The organism is Candidatus Avelusimicrobium faecicola, assembly GCA_900540405.1.
In the GTDB taxonomy this organism is placed as follows: domain Bacteria; phylum Elusimicrobiota; class Elusimicrobia; order Elusimicrobiales; family Elusimicrobiaceae; genus Avelusimicrobium; species Avelusimicrobium faecicola.
Map to the genome: position 1 here is coordinate 1 of UQFW01000039.1, position 13,884 is coordinate 13,884.

Consider the following 13,884-nt stretch of genomic DNA (forward strand, 5'->3'; position numbering starts at 1 on the left):
GCGTGAACACGCCGGACCCGTACAGCCCGCAAGAAAACGGCCGCAGTGTGTTAATAGTAGATTAAATGAACTTTTCATCAACCAAACCCCGGGAATTACTCCCGGGGTTTTTTGCGTTGGGGCCTTTCGTGGGGAGCGGTGGGGTTTTTGTGAAATCGGCGCGCAAAATGGGCCTGTATAAAATGGGCCGGAAACACCTTTCTTTCCGGCAAAAAAAGTCTGCCCCAAATAAAAAAGGGGGAAAAGCCAATAAATTACTGCAATAAAAATCAACAAGTGGCTCCGCTGTCCGGCTAAAAACGCACAAAAACAGCCCCGGTAAAAGATTTTTCGGTTTTTGCATAAAATGTATACAATAAACATAAAACCCGCCCAAAAAGGCGGGTTTTGTGCGTTTTTCAGTAAAAACCGTTTAAGCGGATTTTTTGCGTTTGGGGGGAATCGTTTTATCAAACGGACGGTGGTTGATGAATTGTTCCGCTTTATCGGTGGCCTCGTTGAGTTGTTCTTCCAGGGCCACGGCGGCGGCGTTCAGGTCTGTATCGTCTTGCACGCGGATAGTTTTGCCGTACACCAGGGCGGTTTTGCCAAAGGGGAGCGGCACGCGCATCCGGTCCCAGGAACCCACCGTAAATTTATGGCTCAGCGCTGTACCGACGGGAATAATAGGGAGCCCCGTTTTTTTGGCTAAAAACAAAATGCCGGGTTGCACTTTATATACCGGGCCGCGCGGGCCGTCCGGCGTGAGCATGGGGCGGTAGCCGCTTCTGGCCGCTTGCAATAAATGGATAAGCGCCCGCGCACCGCCGCGGCTACTGGAACCGCGCACGGCCAACATCCCGAATTTAGGCAGCAGGCGGGCGATATATTCGCCGTCACTACTTTGGCTGATGAGGGGGGCAATCTTTTGCCCTTTATAGGGGTAAAGCAAAAACAACTGCTGGTTGTGCCATACGGCGTAAATCAGCCCTTTTTGGCTTTTTTCCAACTGTTCGCCTTCGGCGGATTTGAACCAGTAGATACGGGTGGTCCACCCTAAAAAAACGGTGTAAGCATAGGCCAGTGTGGAGCCTAAAAAATGTTTAACGGTGTAAGAAAGCGACGGGGATTGTACGGACATTATTTTTTTCCTTTTTTCTTTTTTCTCTGCCACGGTATTAAAAATACCACGGTGGCTTTGGGGGTTAATTGGCCGTTTTGTAAGGCCACATCAATTTTGCTAGCATTTAATTTTTCTAACAAAAGGGGTAAAGCGCTATCCGCCAAGGATTTATCCAGCCGGACGGCTTCGCGTAAGATTTTGGGCTCTGCCGCCACGCCTAATAACGGCGTGTAGACCAACTGCATATCCAAAATTTCACATTCTTCTTTTTCGGCCTGTTCGCGGATAAGCTCCGTGACGAACAAAATGGCCGTGCGCAAAAATTCATACAGCGCCGTATTGGCTAAAATCTGCTGTTGCGGGTTGGTTATTTGCTGTACAAAGGTTTCCACTTTACTGCCCAACGTCACGGCGCAGGCGCTGAACATTTCTTTGGGAATCAGCGTTGCGGCGCCTAATTCCCAATGGGCATCTTGGTTAAATTCGTACACGGTTCCGGGGTCCAGCTCTTTGGCTAACGCGGCAATAAAGCGGGCCAGGGCGGTTTCGTCTTCAAAACCGGCCTGCCTTAAATTTTCTGCGGTGCGCAATAGTTTACGCAGAATTTCTTTTTGCCGTGTGGCTATTTTGAACCGTTTTATTTTTCTCATACTTAAAACCGTTTTAGTAAAAACTCCGTAAAGCGTTTGCTAAAGCTGTTTTGTGATAAATAAAAAGGGCCCGCACACCCCAAACAGGCGTGCGGACCCCTAAAACTATTTGTGTTTGTTGCGGCGGGTACGTTTGATTTTCGTCACCGTCTTTTTGGGTGCGGCGGCTCTTTCTTCGCGCGGTTCTTGCGCCAATACTTGAGCGGCCGGTTTGGCGGCCTCTTTTTTGGCAGTAGAGTAGCCGCGGTCCAAATCGGACAGTTGGCCCTTTTGCCAAGTGTACACTAACGGCGTGCTTAACGCAATGGTGGAATACACACCGCTAATACAGCCTACCAACATAGCAAACGCAAAAGAGTTCAGCACTTCCCCGCCCAAGAAATACAAAATAAACAGGGCAAAAATTACCGTTAAGGTGGTAATAATCGTGCGGGAGAGCGTTTCGTTAATAGACAGGTTAATTAACTCTCTCATGCTCATTTTGGGGTGCAGGCGGATGTTTTCGCGCATACGGTCAAAAATAACAATCGTATCGTTAATAGAGAACCCGGCGACCGTTAAGAACGCCGCCACGATAACCAAGTCAATTTCCCGTTGCGTGATAGAAAACGCCAGCGCCATGGCAAATAAGTCATGGAACAAGGCCACAACGCCGGAAATGCCCCACAAAATGTTGCTAAAGCGGAACGCAACATAAATGATGATGAACACCAGCGACAGCAAAATAGCCCACATGGCGCGTTCGGTCATGTTGTCACCCACGGCCGGGCCCACGGAGTTGGTTTGCTGAATGGTAAACGGCACCTGTACCGCTTGGAGGGCTTTTTCAATGCGTGCTTGCACGACGCCTACTTCGCTGGAGGTGCTTTTTTCGCGGATGGCAAAGGTGTTATCCCCATACGTTTGAATGGCGGATTCTTCGCCCGTGTTGTCCAGCGCATCACGCAGGACGGACATTTCCACCGGTTTATCAAATTTTACCTGTACCAACGTACCGCCGGTAAAATCAATACCCAGGTTGAAACCTTTGGTGGCGAAGCAAATTACGCCGCCGATTAATAATAACGCAAACAATACAAAGTATACTTTGCGGTATTTAAGGAAATCAATGTTTGTTTTAGGTAATAAGTGCATCATAAGCTGATCTCCTTGGGGTTAGAGGTTAAGATAAGTTCGTAAATCGCGCGCGTGACGAACACGGCCGTAAACAAACTTACCACCAAGCCGATAATCAAGGTGACGGCAAAGCCTTTCACCGGGCCGGTACCAAATTGCAACAAACACGCACCCACAATAATAGTGGTGAGGTTGGAGTCAAAAATGGCAGACCAGGCTTTATCGTACCCCAGGTGGATAATTTCGTAAATCGGTTTGCCCAGCAGGGTTTCTTCGCGCATACGTTCAATAATCAGCACGTTGGCGTCAATAGCCATAGCCAAGGACAAAATAATACCCGCAATACCCGGCAACGTCAGCGTGGCGGAAAAATAGCTCATAACTGCCGTTAGTAATACCAGGTTGAGTACGAGGGCAATATCGGAAATAAACCCGGCGCCCTTATAGTATATGGCCATGAAAACCAAAATCAGGATTAAGCCGAATAAAGAGGCCGTTAAGCCGGATTTAATGGAGTCTTCGCCCAAAGTCGGGCCGATGGTTTTCTTTTCAATCACCTTTACCGGGGCAGGCAACGCACCGGCTTTTAATACAATGGTCAGCTGTTTGGCTTCGTCCAAGGTAAAAGTGCCGGAAATGCGGCCGTCTCTGGTAATGCGGCTTTGAATGGTGGGGGCGGATTGAATGGTGTTATCCAGTACAATCGCCAGGCGTTTGCTGATGTTGGCGCCCGTCAATTTGCCGAATTTTTTGCTGCCTTCGGCGGTAAAGCTGAACGCAACTTCGGGGTAGCCGTTTTCGCCGTACATGGTCAGTTTGGCGTTATCCAAATCGGCCCCGGTGACGGCGGCCGTTTTGGTGACCACCATATACCCGCCTTCTTTACTGCGCATAAGTTGGGCATCATCCGGCATTAATTGGGCAATAGCCGGGTCCAAAACGCCGTCTTCGTCAAACGGTTTTTCGGATTCTTCCAATTTGGCTATGGCTTTGGAGTAGGCTTCCGTATTTTCTTTTACAATGCGGAATTCCAACATAGCCGTTTTGCCGATTAGCGCTTCCGCTCTTTCCGGGTTGGCCACACCGGGCAGTTGCACCAAAATCCATTTATCGCCCTGGCGGGTGATTTGGGTTTCGGCCAAGCCGTATTGGTCAATGCGGTTGCGGATAATTTCAATCGCGCGGGACATGGCTTCATTTAAGGGCTCTTTTTTATCCAGTTTGGCTACTTCCAACTCCAGTAGCAGGCTGGAACCGCCCCTTAAATCCAGGCCCAGGTTGAGCATGCGTTTGGGGCGCTCGCCCAGGGTGTCTAATGCTTCCCGTTCCGCCAAGGGTTTGGAGTACCACTTGTAGTTCGGGTAGATTAAATAGAGGGAGCCCAACAATATGGCAATGATGAAGCCCCACTTCCATGCGAGTCTGTTAGACATTATTTATAAGTCTCCTTGTTATTTGACGGGTTGCGTCTCGTTTACAAATCCAACAACGGCCGTTTTTAGAACGGTAATTTTTACATTTTCGGCAATTTTTACTTCCAGCGTATTATCTTTGAAGCCGGCTACGGTGCCGACAATACCGCCGGGAATAATGATTTTATCCCCTTTTTGCAGGGCTTCCACTTTGGCCAGGCGTTCTTGGTCACGCTTTTTTTGGCCGCGCCCGCTCCAGAGCATCATTACTACAAATGCCAATAAGAATATGTAAAAAATAAAAGTTCCGCCACCTTGTGCTGCGGTTGTTTCCATGAAATCCTCCTTGCGTCTACTAAAATATACCCTTGTATTTTAGCATATTTCTGTACGCGCGTTTACGAACGCGGGAAAGTGCGCAGTAATTCCAGCAGGGTTTTATCTTCTGCCCGTTTGGAATTTAAGGGTACAATGCGCTTTGCCCGGTGGGTGGTAATTACGGCGTAATCTTCTTTAATATCAAAAACGGTGCGGGGGCTGTCGGCAAATAAACTGTGGCCGAAAAACGCCTTGGGCGGCTGAATGTTGAGCAAGTCCAGCACGGTGGGGGCAATATCCAACTGGGAAATCAACCCGTCCGTATCCAGCGGCTTTTGAATGGGCGTTTTGGTTAAAAGGATAAACGGTAAATCATCATACCGGGCCGGGTGGGGGGAAAACAACGCCGGGGTGGGCGTATCTGGGTAGGCGGGGTGGTCACCCGTTAAAATAATCAGGGTGTCCTCGTCCCATAACCCCCGCGCCTGCAAATCTTGCAGGAAATGTTGCACGTCTTGCCCCAGGCGGGCAAAGGCGCGCGGCAGGGTGGGAGTGTCATAAAAGGGGGCGTCAATTTCCCGGTAGGTTTCGCCGGCGTAATCCGTACGGCCCAGGGGAACGTGGGTATCCACCGTCAGTAAAGTTAAAAAGACAGGCTCGTTTTGGTGTGCTTGCAAATATTCGGCCGCATAGGCAAACAATTTGCGGTCCATTAAACCCCACCAGTTGATAAACGGCGCATAGCGGGGGTCGGTTTCAAAATAAGTCCGGCCGATAACTTCCTGAAAGCCGGCCTGGTGGAACAAAATGTTTTCGTCCATGTATTTTTCGTTGGCTCCGCGCAAAAAAGCGGTGCGGTAGCCGTGTTGTTGCAAGGTGCGCACAAAGGAGTCCGGGTAGCCGTTTTCATACGCTAATTTTACAAACGGATGGGAGGTAAAAATGACGGATAAACCGTATAAAGTGGATAAGGTGACGTGTTCCAAGGAGGCCGACGGATAACGCGCCATTAAGGCGTCCACTTCCCGGCTGGCCTCGGCGGGGATTTTGGGGTTGAAACGGTGCAGGTATTTAACGGAAAAACTTTCCGCCGCAATTAAAATCACCCGTTTGTAGGGTTTTCCAACGCCTGTGTTGGCGGCGTTCCAAATGCCGTAGCTTTCGGCCAGTTTTTGTACTTGGGTTGACGGCGTGCCGATGTGGGCCTTAGGAGATTTGGCCAAGAGGGCCCGCGCCGTATAAACCGGGGACGGCGCGAGCATATATTGGGCGTAAAAATTATGCGGGGCTTTTAATAGGGCAAGCGGTGGTAAAAAGATGAATAACAATAATCCTGTTGCGCACCACCCCAGGCGCATGGCGGCGGTGCGGCGGGGGGAAGCGGTAAAAAATTTCCGCACCGCAAAAAAACAAAATGCCGCCAAAAGCACAAAATAGCTGATGACCCGCCAATCGGTCAAAAAGTTATAATCGCCGCCTTCCATGGTTTGCAGGTATTTGGCGCCAAAGCGTTCCTTGAAATACCACAAAAGCACAAAATCGGCCGTGAGCGTTAAATAATAAAGGAAAGCGGCAAGCGTCACCGCCCCTTTGTTTTTCAGCCCGCAGATTTGGGCCAAAGAAAGCAGTAAGCCGATAAATAAAAATTCGCAAAGGAGTTTAACCGCCAACGCTGCCGGGGCCGTGGCCCAAGTAAGCTCGTTAAGCTGGTAGAGCCCAAACGCACAAAGTGCCAGGGCGGGAAGGGATAACAAAAATAAGAGTTTATAATCGTTTTTGAAAGCTAAAAAAATAGAATTTTTGAGCGATTGCATGAAATACGCCTGCCTGTTAATTTGATATAATTATTATATCTTATTGTGAGGCTTTGCCGCCTGGCCCGGTCTTGGTGGCCGGCAGGCGCAAAGTAAAACGAACATGGAAAAACAAGAATTAGAAATTATGCGTCATTCGTGCGCTCACGTTTTGGCGCAAGCAGTACAGCAGTTGTTCCCCGGTACAAAATTGGGTATCGGCCCGGCCATTGATAATGGCTTTTATTATGATTTTGACTGCAAAACCCAATTCACGCCGGAAGACCTGAAAAAAATTGAAACCAAGATGAAAGAAATCATCAAGGCGCGCCAACCGTTTGAGCGCAAAGAAATGTCTAAAGCGGAAGCGAAAGAATTTTTTACCAAACGCGGCGAAACGTATAAACTGGAACTGTTGGAAGAATTACAAGACGGCTCCATTACCGTATATATCAACGGCGACTATGCCGATTTGTGCCGCGGCCCGCACTTGGAACACACGGGCAAAATTACCAATTTTAAGCTCTCCGGCATTGCCGGGGCCTATTGGCGCGGGGACGAAAAACGCCCCATGCTCCAGCGCATTTACGGCTTGTGCTTTGGTAGTAAAGACGAGCTGAACGCCTATATCAAACAACAGGAAGAAGCCGCCAAGCGCGACCACCGCAAACTGGGCCCGGAACTGGACCTGTTTACCATTAACGATAACGTCGGCCCCGGCCTTATTTTGTTCCAACCCAAAGGCGGTATGTTGCGCCGCGTGCTGGAAGATTGGATTAAAGACGAAAACTTAAAACGCGGTTATGATTTAGTCGTCAGCCCCCATATTGCGCGCCTACACTTGTTTGAAGTCAGCGGCCACGCCGGGTTTTATTCGGACAGTATGTTTCACCCCATGGAAGTAGACGGCGAAAAGTACCAAATTAAACCCATGAACTGCCCCTTCCATGTGGAAATTTACCGCTCCCACCTGCGCAGCTACCGGGATTTACCTTTGCGCTTTAGCGAATTGGGCACCGTTTACCGCTATGAACGCTCCGGCGCGTTGCACGGGCTTTTGCGTGTGCGCGGGTTTACGCAGGATGATGCGCACATTTTCTGCACGCCGGAACAGGTGGAAGACGAAGTGAAACAATGTTTTGACTTTGCCATGCACATCTTCAAAACGTTCGGCTTTGAAAAATACTCCGTGGAACTTTCCACGCGGGACCCGCAACACCCGGAACATTTTACCGGCGATATAAAAGATTGGGACCGTGCGGAAAACGCCCTGAAACATGTATTGGAAACCAATAACATTCCGTACACCACTCACGCGGGCGAAGCCGCTTTCTACGGGCCGAAGATTGATATTAAAGTAATGGATGCGATTGGCCGCCTGTGGCAGCTTTCCACCATTCAGTTTGATTTCAACCTGCCCCAACGCTTTGATTTGGAATATGTCGCCAGCGAAGGCCGCCAACGCCCCATTATGGTACACCGTGCCATGTTCGGCAGTATAGAGCGGTTTATCGGCGTGATTATTGAACATTATGCCGGGTGGTTCCCGCTTTGGTTGGCCCCGGTGCAAATCAAGTTATTAACGCTGACGGATGCGCAAATCCCCGCCGCTAAAGCCGTGGCGGACAAAATGCGTGCCGCCGGCCTGCGCGTGGAAGTAGACACGCGGCCCGAAAAGCTGGGGCTCAAAATCCGCGAGGCACACCTGGAACGTATTGCCTATACAGGCATTATCGGCGCCAAGGAAGCCGAAAACGGAACCTTAACCATCCGTTTGAAAGACGGCAAAAACCTGGAAGCCCTGCCGGTGGATGAAGTAATTGCCAAAATGAAAGAGGAAGTGGCCAGCCGCTCCTTAAAAAACTTGTTGGCATAACGTCCGGTTTGTTGTAAAGTTGCCCCGGGGCTGGAAAACCGGGGCAATTTTTATTATACTTTAGGTAGCTTTTATTTGGATAGGAGAAAAAATGAAAAAGGGTTTTACCTTAATTGAATTATTGGTAGTTGTGCTGATTATCGGCATTTTGGCGGCGGTGGCTATGCCGCAATATCAAACCGCCTTGTTAAAATCCCGTTTAGGCTCGGCTATCCCCATAGCGGACGCTATTAAATTGGGCGCGGAAATGGACTTTGCCGAAAACCGCCACTTGACGGACTCCACCGCCGATTTGCCTATTGCTCCGCCCGCCAGTTGCGGCAGAGATTCGGGCGGTATGGTGGTTTGCCCGAACGTGTATTTGGACCTTTCCACCACCGGCGCCACTTATGATGTGTTGGTATTAGTGCCTAACCGCGCCACGGCGGAAGTGGGCTACCGGGTGTGGTTAAATGTGCCCCCTAACGAAACCAGCAACAGAGCCGGCCAACGGGAATGTTGGGCCGTCAACGGCAACACGCGTGCCGCCGCCGTGTGCAAAAGTTTAAGCGGCCGCAGTGCCAAAAGCGGTAATGTGACTTACGACAAAAATTGGGACGTTTACGTTATGTAAATCCCTTTTATTTAAGGCCCCCGCCCGGGGGCTTTTTTTATGCCCGGCCCGGTGGACCCGAAGGGGCATTTGTATAGTAATAAAATTTGTGTATTAAAGTAAATTTTGATATAATATGTCAAGGGTTTTTTATGCACCGAGCAGAAATTTTGCAAACAAACCTAACCCGGGTAGAACAAACTATCGCACAAGCGTATGCGCAAGCGCGTGTAAAAACAGGCCCGGTAAGTTTAATGGCCGTCACCAAGTACGCCCAAGATGAAGACGTTTTAACCCTTTTGGCAACGGGGCGTATTAAGCATATAGGGGAATCCCGCGTGCAGCAGGCGTGGGCCCGGTGGACAAACCCCGTTTTTGCAAAGTATCCCGTCGTTAAGCATTTTATCGGTCATTTGCAGAAAAATAAGGCGGCCCGGGCCGTTGAGTTATTTGATTTTATTGATTCCGTGGACAGCCTGCCTTTGGGCGAAGTTTTAAGCACGCTGGCCGTAAAAAAAGGCAAATGTGTGCGCGTATTAGTGCAGGTGAAACTGACGGATAAAGAAAGCCAATCCGGCTTGCCTTTGGCGCAGGCGCGCCAACTGGCCGCACAGTTAAAAAAACTGCCTGGTTTGCAGGTGTGCGGCTACATGGCTATTGCCCCGCAGGCGCAACAACCGCAAGTGTTGCGCGGCTTGTTTGCCGGGGTGCGGGAGGCGTTCTTGCAGGATTTTACCGGTGCGGAAAGGTGGCTTTCGCTGGGGATGAGCGAAGATTATGCGCAAGCGGTATTAGAGGGTTCCACCTTGCCGCGTATAGGCAGTGCAATTTTTGCCAAAAATTTGGAGGATTTATGATTATAAAGGTACGGGTAATCCCTACGACGGGGAATAACGAGGTTATCAGCCGCATTGGCAGCGTGTTGCGTGTAAAAATTAAAAATAAAAAAGTAGATGATGACGCCGCCAATGAAATTATGAAATCCTTTTTGGCCGATTTTTTTGCCGTAAAGTTGGAAAGCATTATTATTGTAAAAGGCGCCAAAGGCAAAGAAAAAACCGTAGAAGTGCGCGACAAAAGCGAAGAAGAATTGCGCAAAATTATGGATTCTATTCCGTAGGCTTTCCTTTTTAGTTTTTTACAAGGCTCCGCAAGGGGCCTTTTTTTATGGGGAAAAACTGGGTTGGTGTACTCTGCGCAATTCTTGCTGGCTGTGCAGGTGCCCTTTTTTTATGGGAGCATAACTGCCTTGGCGTACTCGGTGCAATTCTTGCTGGCTTGCTCTAGCCGGGGGAGTTTTTAGTGATTTTTAGGGCGTAATAGGCGCACCCTGCGCACGCGGGGCACGCGGCCGGTGTTCTGCAAAAGCGGCGTTAGCGGCCGAAATGAAAAGGGGGAGTTGTTTTTTGGGTTTATTTCCGCTACAATTAAATAATTGGAGGATTGTATGATGAAAAAAGGTTTTACATTGATAGAATTGCTTGTAGTTGTATTAATTATCGGTATTTTGTCGGCGGTGGCGCTACCCCAATACCAGCGCACGATAGCCAAAGCCCGCACGACGGAAGCCATGGTGGCCCTAAAAGCCATTACGGACGCGCAGGAAGTGTATTTTATTGCGTATGATGATTACGCGGCGGATATTTCCCAATTAGACGTAAAAGTGGACCCCGGCAAGAATTATACTTACGATTGCTCCAGCAAGCGCACCTGCTTTGCCCACCCGACCATCGCGGATTGCCCGGTCATTGAGTTCCATTTGGCCCAAAAGGTAAACAATGCGCAGGACAACTATTTAGGCAAGCACTGGTGCCAAGTAGCCGGCTCTACCAGTGAAATCGCCAAAAGTGTTTGTAAATCTTTCGGGCCGGAAGATACCACCATGCCCGCCGGAAAGTATTATTTAATCGGCACGTTTAACAACTAACCGTTTGCTTGTTTTAAGGAAAGGGGGCGCTTGCGGGCGCCCCTTTTTGCGTGAGAGCCGCCCCGGCCCCGGTGGCATATTTACTATAATATATATATGCAAAGCCAAACACGCAAAGGGATGCTGATTATTGCCATAGCCAACGGCTTATTACTGTTTGGGTATGGGTTATCTCTCCCGTTTTTTACCATTTATTTAATTTCCCAACGCGGTTTAAGCGCCAGTATGGCGGGGCTGATTATTGCCCTGGCCGGGGTATCGCGTTGTGTTTCCAGCGCCATTAGCGGGGAGTTGGCCGATGTGTTCGGCCGTAAAACCGTGATGATGTGGGGGCTTTTCAGCCAAATTATTGCCATGTTGGGGTTGGGGCTTTGTATTGAGTTAAAAGTGCAGGTGGGGTATATGCTCCTGTGCTATTTTTTAACCACGTTTTTGGGCGCGTTTTTCCGCCCGGCTTCCAATGCGTGGGTGACGGATAACACCACCCCGCGGGAACGGGTGGAAGCGTTTGGGCTTATCCGTATCGGCCTGAATATCGGTTGGGCGTTGGGCCCGGCCGTGGGCGGCTTTTTGGTGCGCTATTCGTACAGTATGGCGTTTTATTTTACAGGCATTTTGTATGCCGTCACTATTTTGTATTTGGGGCGGCTGGTGGTGGATAATCACGCCCCTTGCAAATCCCGCAAGCCCAGTTTTGTTTCCACGCTTTTATCCTTAAAAGATACGCGTTTAGCCAAAATTTGTTTTTATGTGGTGCTTATTACGGCGGTGAACTCCCAACTGGTGGTGGGGCTGTCTATCCACTGCAACCGCTATTTACACATGCCGGAGTATTACATTGGGTGGTTTTTTACCATTAACGGCCTCGTCACCGTGTTTTTGCAGTATTGGGCCAGCAAATGGGCGGCCAAAGTGCGCCTTTCAACCGGGATGTTGGTGGGCTGTTTATTATATGCGGTGGGGTTTGGTTCGGTAGGGTTTTTTGATTCGTTCCTGCTGATTGGTTTTGGCGTGTTTTTGGCGGGGTTGGGGGAGCTGATTGTTTCCCCGGGGGAACAGACGTTGGTTTCCAATATAGCCTCGCGCGAAACCCGCGGCCGCTATTTGGGTATGCTGATGGTATTTTATAATTTAGGCTCGGCGGTGGGCTTTTTTGGGGCCGGAATGTTGGGCGATTATGTGGCCCCGCGTTATTTGGCGGGCCCGTGGTTGATTGTGGGCGTGTTGGCCGTGCTGGCCGGAGTTGGATTTTTTAGAATGCGGTATAGTTTAACGAACGAGGAAGACGGCAAAATGACCGCCCCTGTTCCCATAAAAAAAGATACCGTCACTTTACATTAAGGAGTGCTGTATGAGAGGAATTATTTTTGCTGTATTGACGTTGGTGTTGGGCGGAGTGTTGGGCTTGGGGTTAGAAAAATTAGCCTCTTTCCTGCCTATGGAAATGGACAACGCGCTGACCCGTACTTATATGTTGGGTATTCATCCGTTGGCGTTGCGGGTGACTATTTGCGGGGTTATCGGCCTGATTTTGGGCTATTTGATTGTTGCCAAATTTGTGAAGAAATAATATGTTAATTTTGGCCTCCAAATCACCCCGGCGCATAGATTTATTAAAAAGTTTGGGGTTTTCGTTTGAAATTATCCCGTCCCAAGCGCCCGAAAAAACCGCCTATAAACGCCCCGGTTTTAAGGTGCGGGATTTGGCCGTTAAAAAAGCGTTTGACGTAGCCAAAAAGTACCCCGCCGCCACGGTTATTGGCGCGGATACGCTGGTTTATTGCAAAGGCCAAGTAATCGGCAAACCGAAAGACGAAAAAGACGCCCTGCGCATTTTGCGTATGTTAAACGGCGCGTGGCAATCCGTCTATACCGGCGTGTGCATTTTGAATTTGGAATCCAAAAAAATGATGTACGGCGTGGATGTTTCCAAATGCAAGGCGCGCAACTTGCCGGACGAGGAACTAAAAAAAATGGCCGGCAAACATTTGGACAAAGCCGGCGCCTATGCCGTGCAGGACGAAGACGACCGTTTTATAGAAAAAATTGTGGGCAGCCGTACCAATGTGGTGGGGTTCCCGGTGGAGTTTTTCCAAAATTTATACAAGGAGTTTGAATCTAAATGAAAAAGACCGATTTGTTAATTATTGGTGCAGGCCCGGCGGGGTGTTCCGCCGCTATTTATGCGGTGCGTGCGGGGCTGAAAACGGTTATTGCCGGGGGAGCTATGCCCGGCGGCCAACTGTTGCAAACCAGCGAAATTGAAAACTATGCCGGATTTATTGACCCGGTGGGCGGTTTTGATTTAATGGAGCGCATGCACAAACAATGCAAACGCCTGGGCGTGGAAATGCTGACGGACGAAGTGGCCCAATTAAAAGGCAGTAAAACCCCATATACGGTAGTAATGGCGGGGGGAGAAGAATACGAGGCCGCATCCGTAATTATTGCCACGGGGGCGCGCGCCCGGTGGTTAGGGGTTCCCAACGAAGAAAAATTCAAAGGGCATGGCCTTTCCGCCTGCGCCACTTGCGACGGCTTTTTTATGCGCGGCAAAGAGGTTTGCATTGTGGGCGGCGGCAATACCGCGTTTGAAGATGCGTTATTTTTGGCCCAATTTTGCACAAAAGTATATTTAATTCACCGCCGGGATGCGTTCCGCGCGGACCAAGTGACCGTAAACAAAGTGCGCGAAAACCCTAAAATTACGTTGGTGTTAAACAGCGTGGTGGAAGAATTGTTAGGGGACGAAACCGTTTCCGGCGTGCGTATTAAAAATGTAAAAACCAACGCAACGAGCGAACTGGCATGCCAGGGGGTGTTTGTGGCGGTGGGCGCCGTGCCTCAAACGGACTTTTTGAAAAATTCGCTGGTGGGGTTGGCCGATAACGGCCTGGTGCTGGCGGATGAACGCACGCACACCACGTTGGAGGGCGTATTTGCCGCCGGAGATTGTGCGGATAAATACTACCGCCAGGCGGTGATTGCGGCGGGGAGTGGGGCGAAGGCGGGGATAGAGGCGGCGGCCTTCGTAAACCTGCACCGCTAAAGGGGAACGGCTGTTGGTAGGATTTAGAGATTAACGCACAAGGGGAAAA

At 49.7% G+C, this 13,884-nt stretch carries 15 protein-coding genes; 9 read left to right on the top strand and 6 right to left on the bottom strand.

The genetic code is table 11. From position 1 onward, the window contains the following. Positions 1-412: 412 nt before the first annotated feature. The 6 genes from ACQY18_RS04800 to ACQY18_RS04825 form a co-directional block, all read right to left on the bottom strand. Complete coding sequence (locus ACQY18_RS04800) at positions 413-1,120, bottom strand: lysophospholipid acyltransferase family protein (protein ID WP_428039043.1); 708 nt, start codon at positions 1,118-1,120, stop codon at positions 413-415. Continuing rightward, complete coding sequence (locus tag ACQY18_RS04805; protein ID WP_428039044.1) at positions 1,120-1,752, bottom strand: hypothetical protein; 633 nt, start codon at positions 1,750-1,752, stop codon at positions 1,120-1,122. Before ACQY18_RS04805 ends, ACQY18_RS04800 begins: the two co-directional genes overlap by 1 nt. Before the next feature lie 105 nt (positions 1,753-1,857). Next, positions 1,858-2,889, bottom strand: coding sequence for a protein translocase subunit SecF (gene secF, locus ACQY18_RS04810; protein WP_428039045.1), 1,032 nt, complete (start codon positions 2,887-2,889; stop codon positions 1,858-1,860). After that, entirely contained in the window at positions 2,886-4,301 is a 1,416-nt protein-coding gene (gene secD / locus ACQY18_RS04815; RefSeq protein WP_428039046.1) for a protein translocase subunit SecD, read from the bottom strand. Before secD ends, secF begins: the two co-directional genes overlap by 4 nt. Positions 4,302-4,319: 18 nt before the next feature. After that, positions 4,320-4,616, bottom strand: coding sequence for a preprotein translocase subunit YajC (gene yajC / locus ACQY18_RS04820; protein WP_176777379.1), 297 nt, complete (start codon positions 4,614-4,616; stop codon positions 4,320-4,322). Between the two features lie 62 nt (positions 4,617-4,678). Beyond that, a complete protein-coding gene (locus ACQY18_RS04825) occupies positions 4,679-6,412 on the bottom strand; it encodes an LTA synthase family protein (RefSeq protein WP_428039047.1) in 1,734 nt (577 codons plus the stop codon). A gap of 103 nt (positions 6,413-6,515) precedes the next feature. Here ACQY18_RS04825 and thrS point away from each other — a divergent pair, with 103 nt between their 5' ends. From thrS to trxB, 9 genes are all read left to right on the top strand, one after another. Next, entirely contained in the window at positions 6,516-8,267 is a 1,752-nt protein-coding gene (gene thrS / locus ACQY18_RS04830; protein WP_176777381.1) for a threonine--tRNA ligase, read from the top strand. 91 nt (positions 8,268-8,358) lie between these two features. Continuing rightward, on the top strand, positions 8,359-8,880 hold the full coding sequence (locus ACQY18_RS04835) for a type IV pilin protein (RefSeq protein ID WP_428039048.1): 522 nt from the start codon (positions 8,359-8,361) through the stop codon (positions 8,878-8,880). Between the two features lie 131 nt (positions 8,881-9,011). Continuing rightward, positions 9,012-9,716: a YggS family pyridoxal phosphate-dependent enzyme gene (locus ACQY18_RS04840; protein WP_176777383.1), complete on the top strand. Its 705-nt coding sequence runs from the start codon at positions 9,012-9,014 to the stop codon at positions 9,714-9,716. Next, positions 9,713-9,979 (top strand): DUF167 family protein, encoded by a 267-nt coding sequence (locus tag ACQY18_RS04845; RefSeq protein ID WP_176777384.1) that lies wholly within the window; start codon positions 9,713-9,715, stop codon positions 9,977-9,979. Before ACQY18_RS04840 ends, ACQY18_RS04845 begins: the two co-directional genes overlap by 4 nt. Positions 9,980-10,306: 327 nt before the next feature. After that, the gene (locus ACQY18_RS04850) at positions 10,307-10,786 is read left to right on the top strand and encodes a type IV pilin protein (protein WP_428039049.1); all 480 of its coding nucleotides are present in this window, start codon (positions 10,307-10,309) and stop codon (positions 10,784-10,786) included. A 96-nt stretch (positions 10,787-10,882) separates the two neighbouring features. Continuing rightward, entirely contained in the window at positions 10,883-12,127 is a 1,245-nt protein-coding gene (locus tag ACQY18_RS04855; RefSeq protein ID WP_176777385.1) for an MFS transporter, read from the top strand. Positions 12,128-12,137: 10 nt separating this feature from the next. Beyond that, positions 12,138-12,356, top strand: coding sequence for a hypothetical protein (locus ACQY18_RS04860; protein WP_428039050.1), 219 nt, complete (start codon positions 12,138-12,140; stop codon positions 12,354-12,356). Between the two features lies 1 nt (position 12,357). Continuing rightward, entirely contained in the window at positions 12,358-12,912 is a 555-nt protein-coding gene (locus ACQY18_RS04865) for a Maf family nucleotide pyrophosphatase (RefSeq protein WP_176777387.1), read from the top strand. Beyond that, positions 12,909-13,835 carry a thioredoxin-disulfide reductase gene (gene trxB, locus ACQY18_RS04870; protein WP_428039051.1) on the top strand — a complete coding sequence of 309 codons (927 nt, stop codon included), beginning with the start codon at positions 12,909-12,911 and terminating at the stop codon, positions 13,833-13,835. The genes ACQY18_RS04865 and trxB overlap by 4 nt, the downstream gene beginning before the upstream one ends. Positions 13,836-13,884 lie beyond the last annotated feature (49 nt).

What these genes read in the sequence shown, in the direction of transcription:
- ACQY18_RS04865 (WP_176777387.1), top strand. Translation starts at nt 12,358, where the DNA reads ATGTTAATTTTGGCCTCCAAATCACCCCGGCGCATAGATTTATTAAAA.
- ACQY18_RS04850 (WP_428039049.1), top strand. Translation starts at nt 10,307, where the DNA reads ATGATGAAAAAAGGTTTTACATTGATAGAATTGCTTGTAGTTGTATTA.
- yajC (WP_176777379.1), bottom strand. Translation starts at nt 4,616, where the DNA reads ATGGAAACAACCGCAGCACAAGGTGGCGGAACTTTTATTTTTTACATA.
- ACQY18_RS04800 (WP_428039043.1), bottom strand. Translation starts at nt 1,120, where the DNA reads ATGTCCGTACAATCCCCGTCGCTTTCTTACACCGTTAAACATTTTTTA.
- secD (WP_428039046.1), bottom strand. Translation starts at nt 4,301, where the DNA reads ATGTCTAACAGACTCGCATGGAAGTGGGGCTTCATCATTGCCATATTG.
- trxB (WP_428039051.1), top strand. Translation starts at nt 12,909, where the DNA reads ATGAAAAAGACCGATTTGTTAATTATTGGTGCAGGCCCGGCGGGGTGT.
- ACQY18_RS04840 (WP_176777383.1), top strand. Translation starts at nt 9,012, where the DNA reads ATGCACCGAGCAGAAATTTTGCAAACAAACCTAACCCGGGTAGAACAA.
- ACQY18_RS04825 (WP_428039047.1), bottom strand. Translation starts at nt 6,412, where the DNA reads ATGCAATCGCTCAAAAATTCTATTTTTTTAGCTTTCAAAAACGATTAT.
- ACQY18_RS04845 (WP_176777384.1), top strand. Translation starts at nt 9,713, where the DNA reads ATGATTATAAAGGTACGGGTAATCCCTACGACGGGGAATAACGAGGTT.
- ACQY18_RS04835 (WP_428039048.1), top strand. Translation starts at nt 8,359, where the DNA reads ATGAAAAAGGGTTTTACCTTAATTGAATTATTGGTAGTTGTGCTGATT.
- ACQY18_RS04805 (WP_428039044.1), bottom strand. Translation starts at nt 1,752, where the DNA reads ATGAGAAAAATAAAACGGTTCAAAATAGCCACACGGCAAAAAGAAATT.
- thrS (WP_176777381.1), top strand. Translation starts at nt 6,516, where the DNA reads ATGGAAAAACAAGAATTAGAAATTATGCGTCATTCGTGCGCTCACGTT.
- ACQY18_RS04860 (WP_428039050.1), top strand. Translation starts at nt 12,138, where the DNA reads ATGAGAGGAATTATTTTTGCTGTATTGACGTTGGTGTTGGGCGGAGTG.
- ACQY18_RS04855 (WP_176777385.1), top strand. Translation starts at nt 10,883, where the DNA reads ATGCAAAGCCAAACACGCAAAGGGATGCTGATTATTGCCATAGCCAAC.
- secF (WP_428039045.1), bottom strand. Translation starts at nt 2,889, where the DNA reads ATGATGCACTTATTACCTAAAACAAACATTGATTTCCTTAAATACCGC.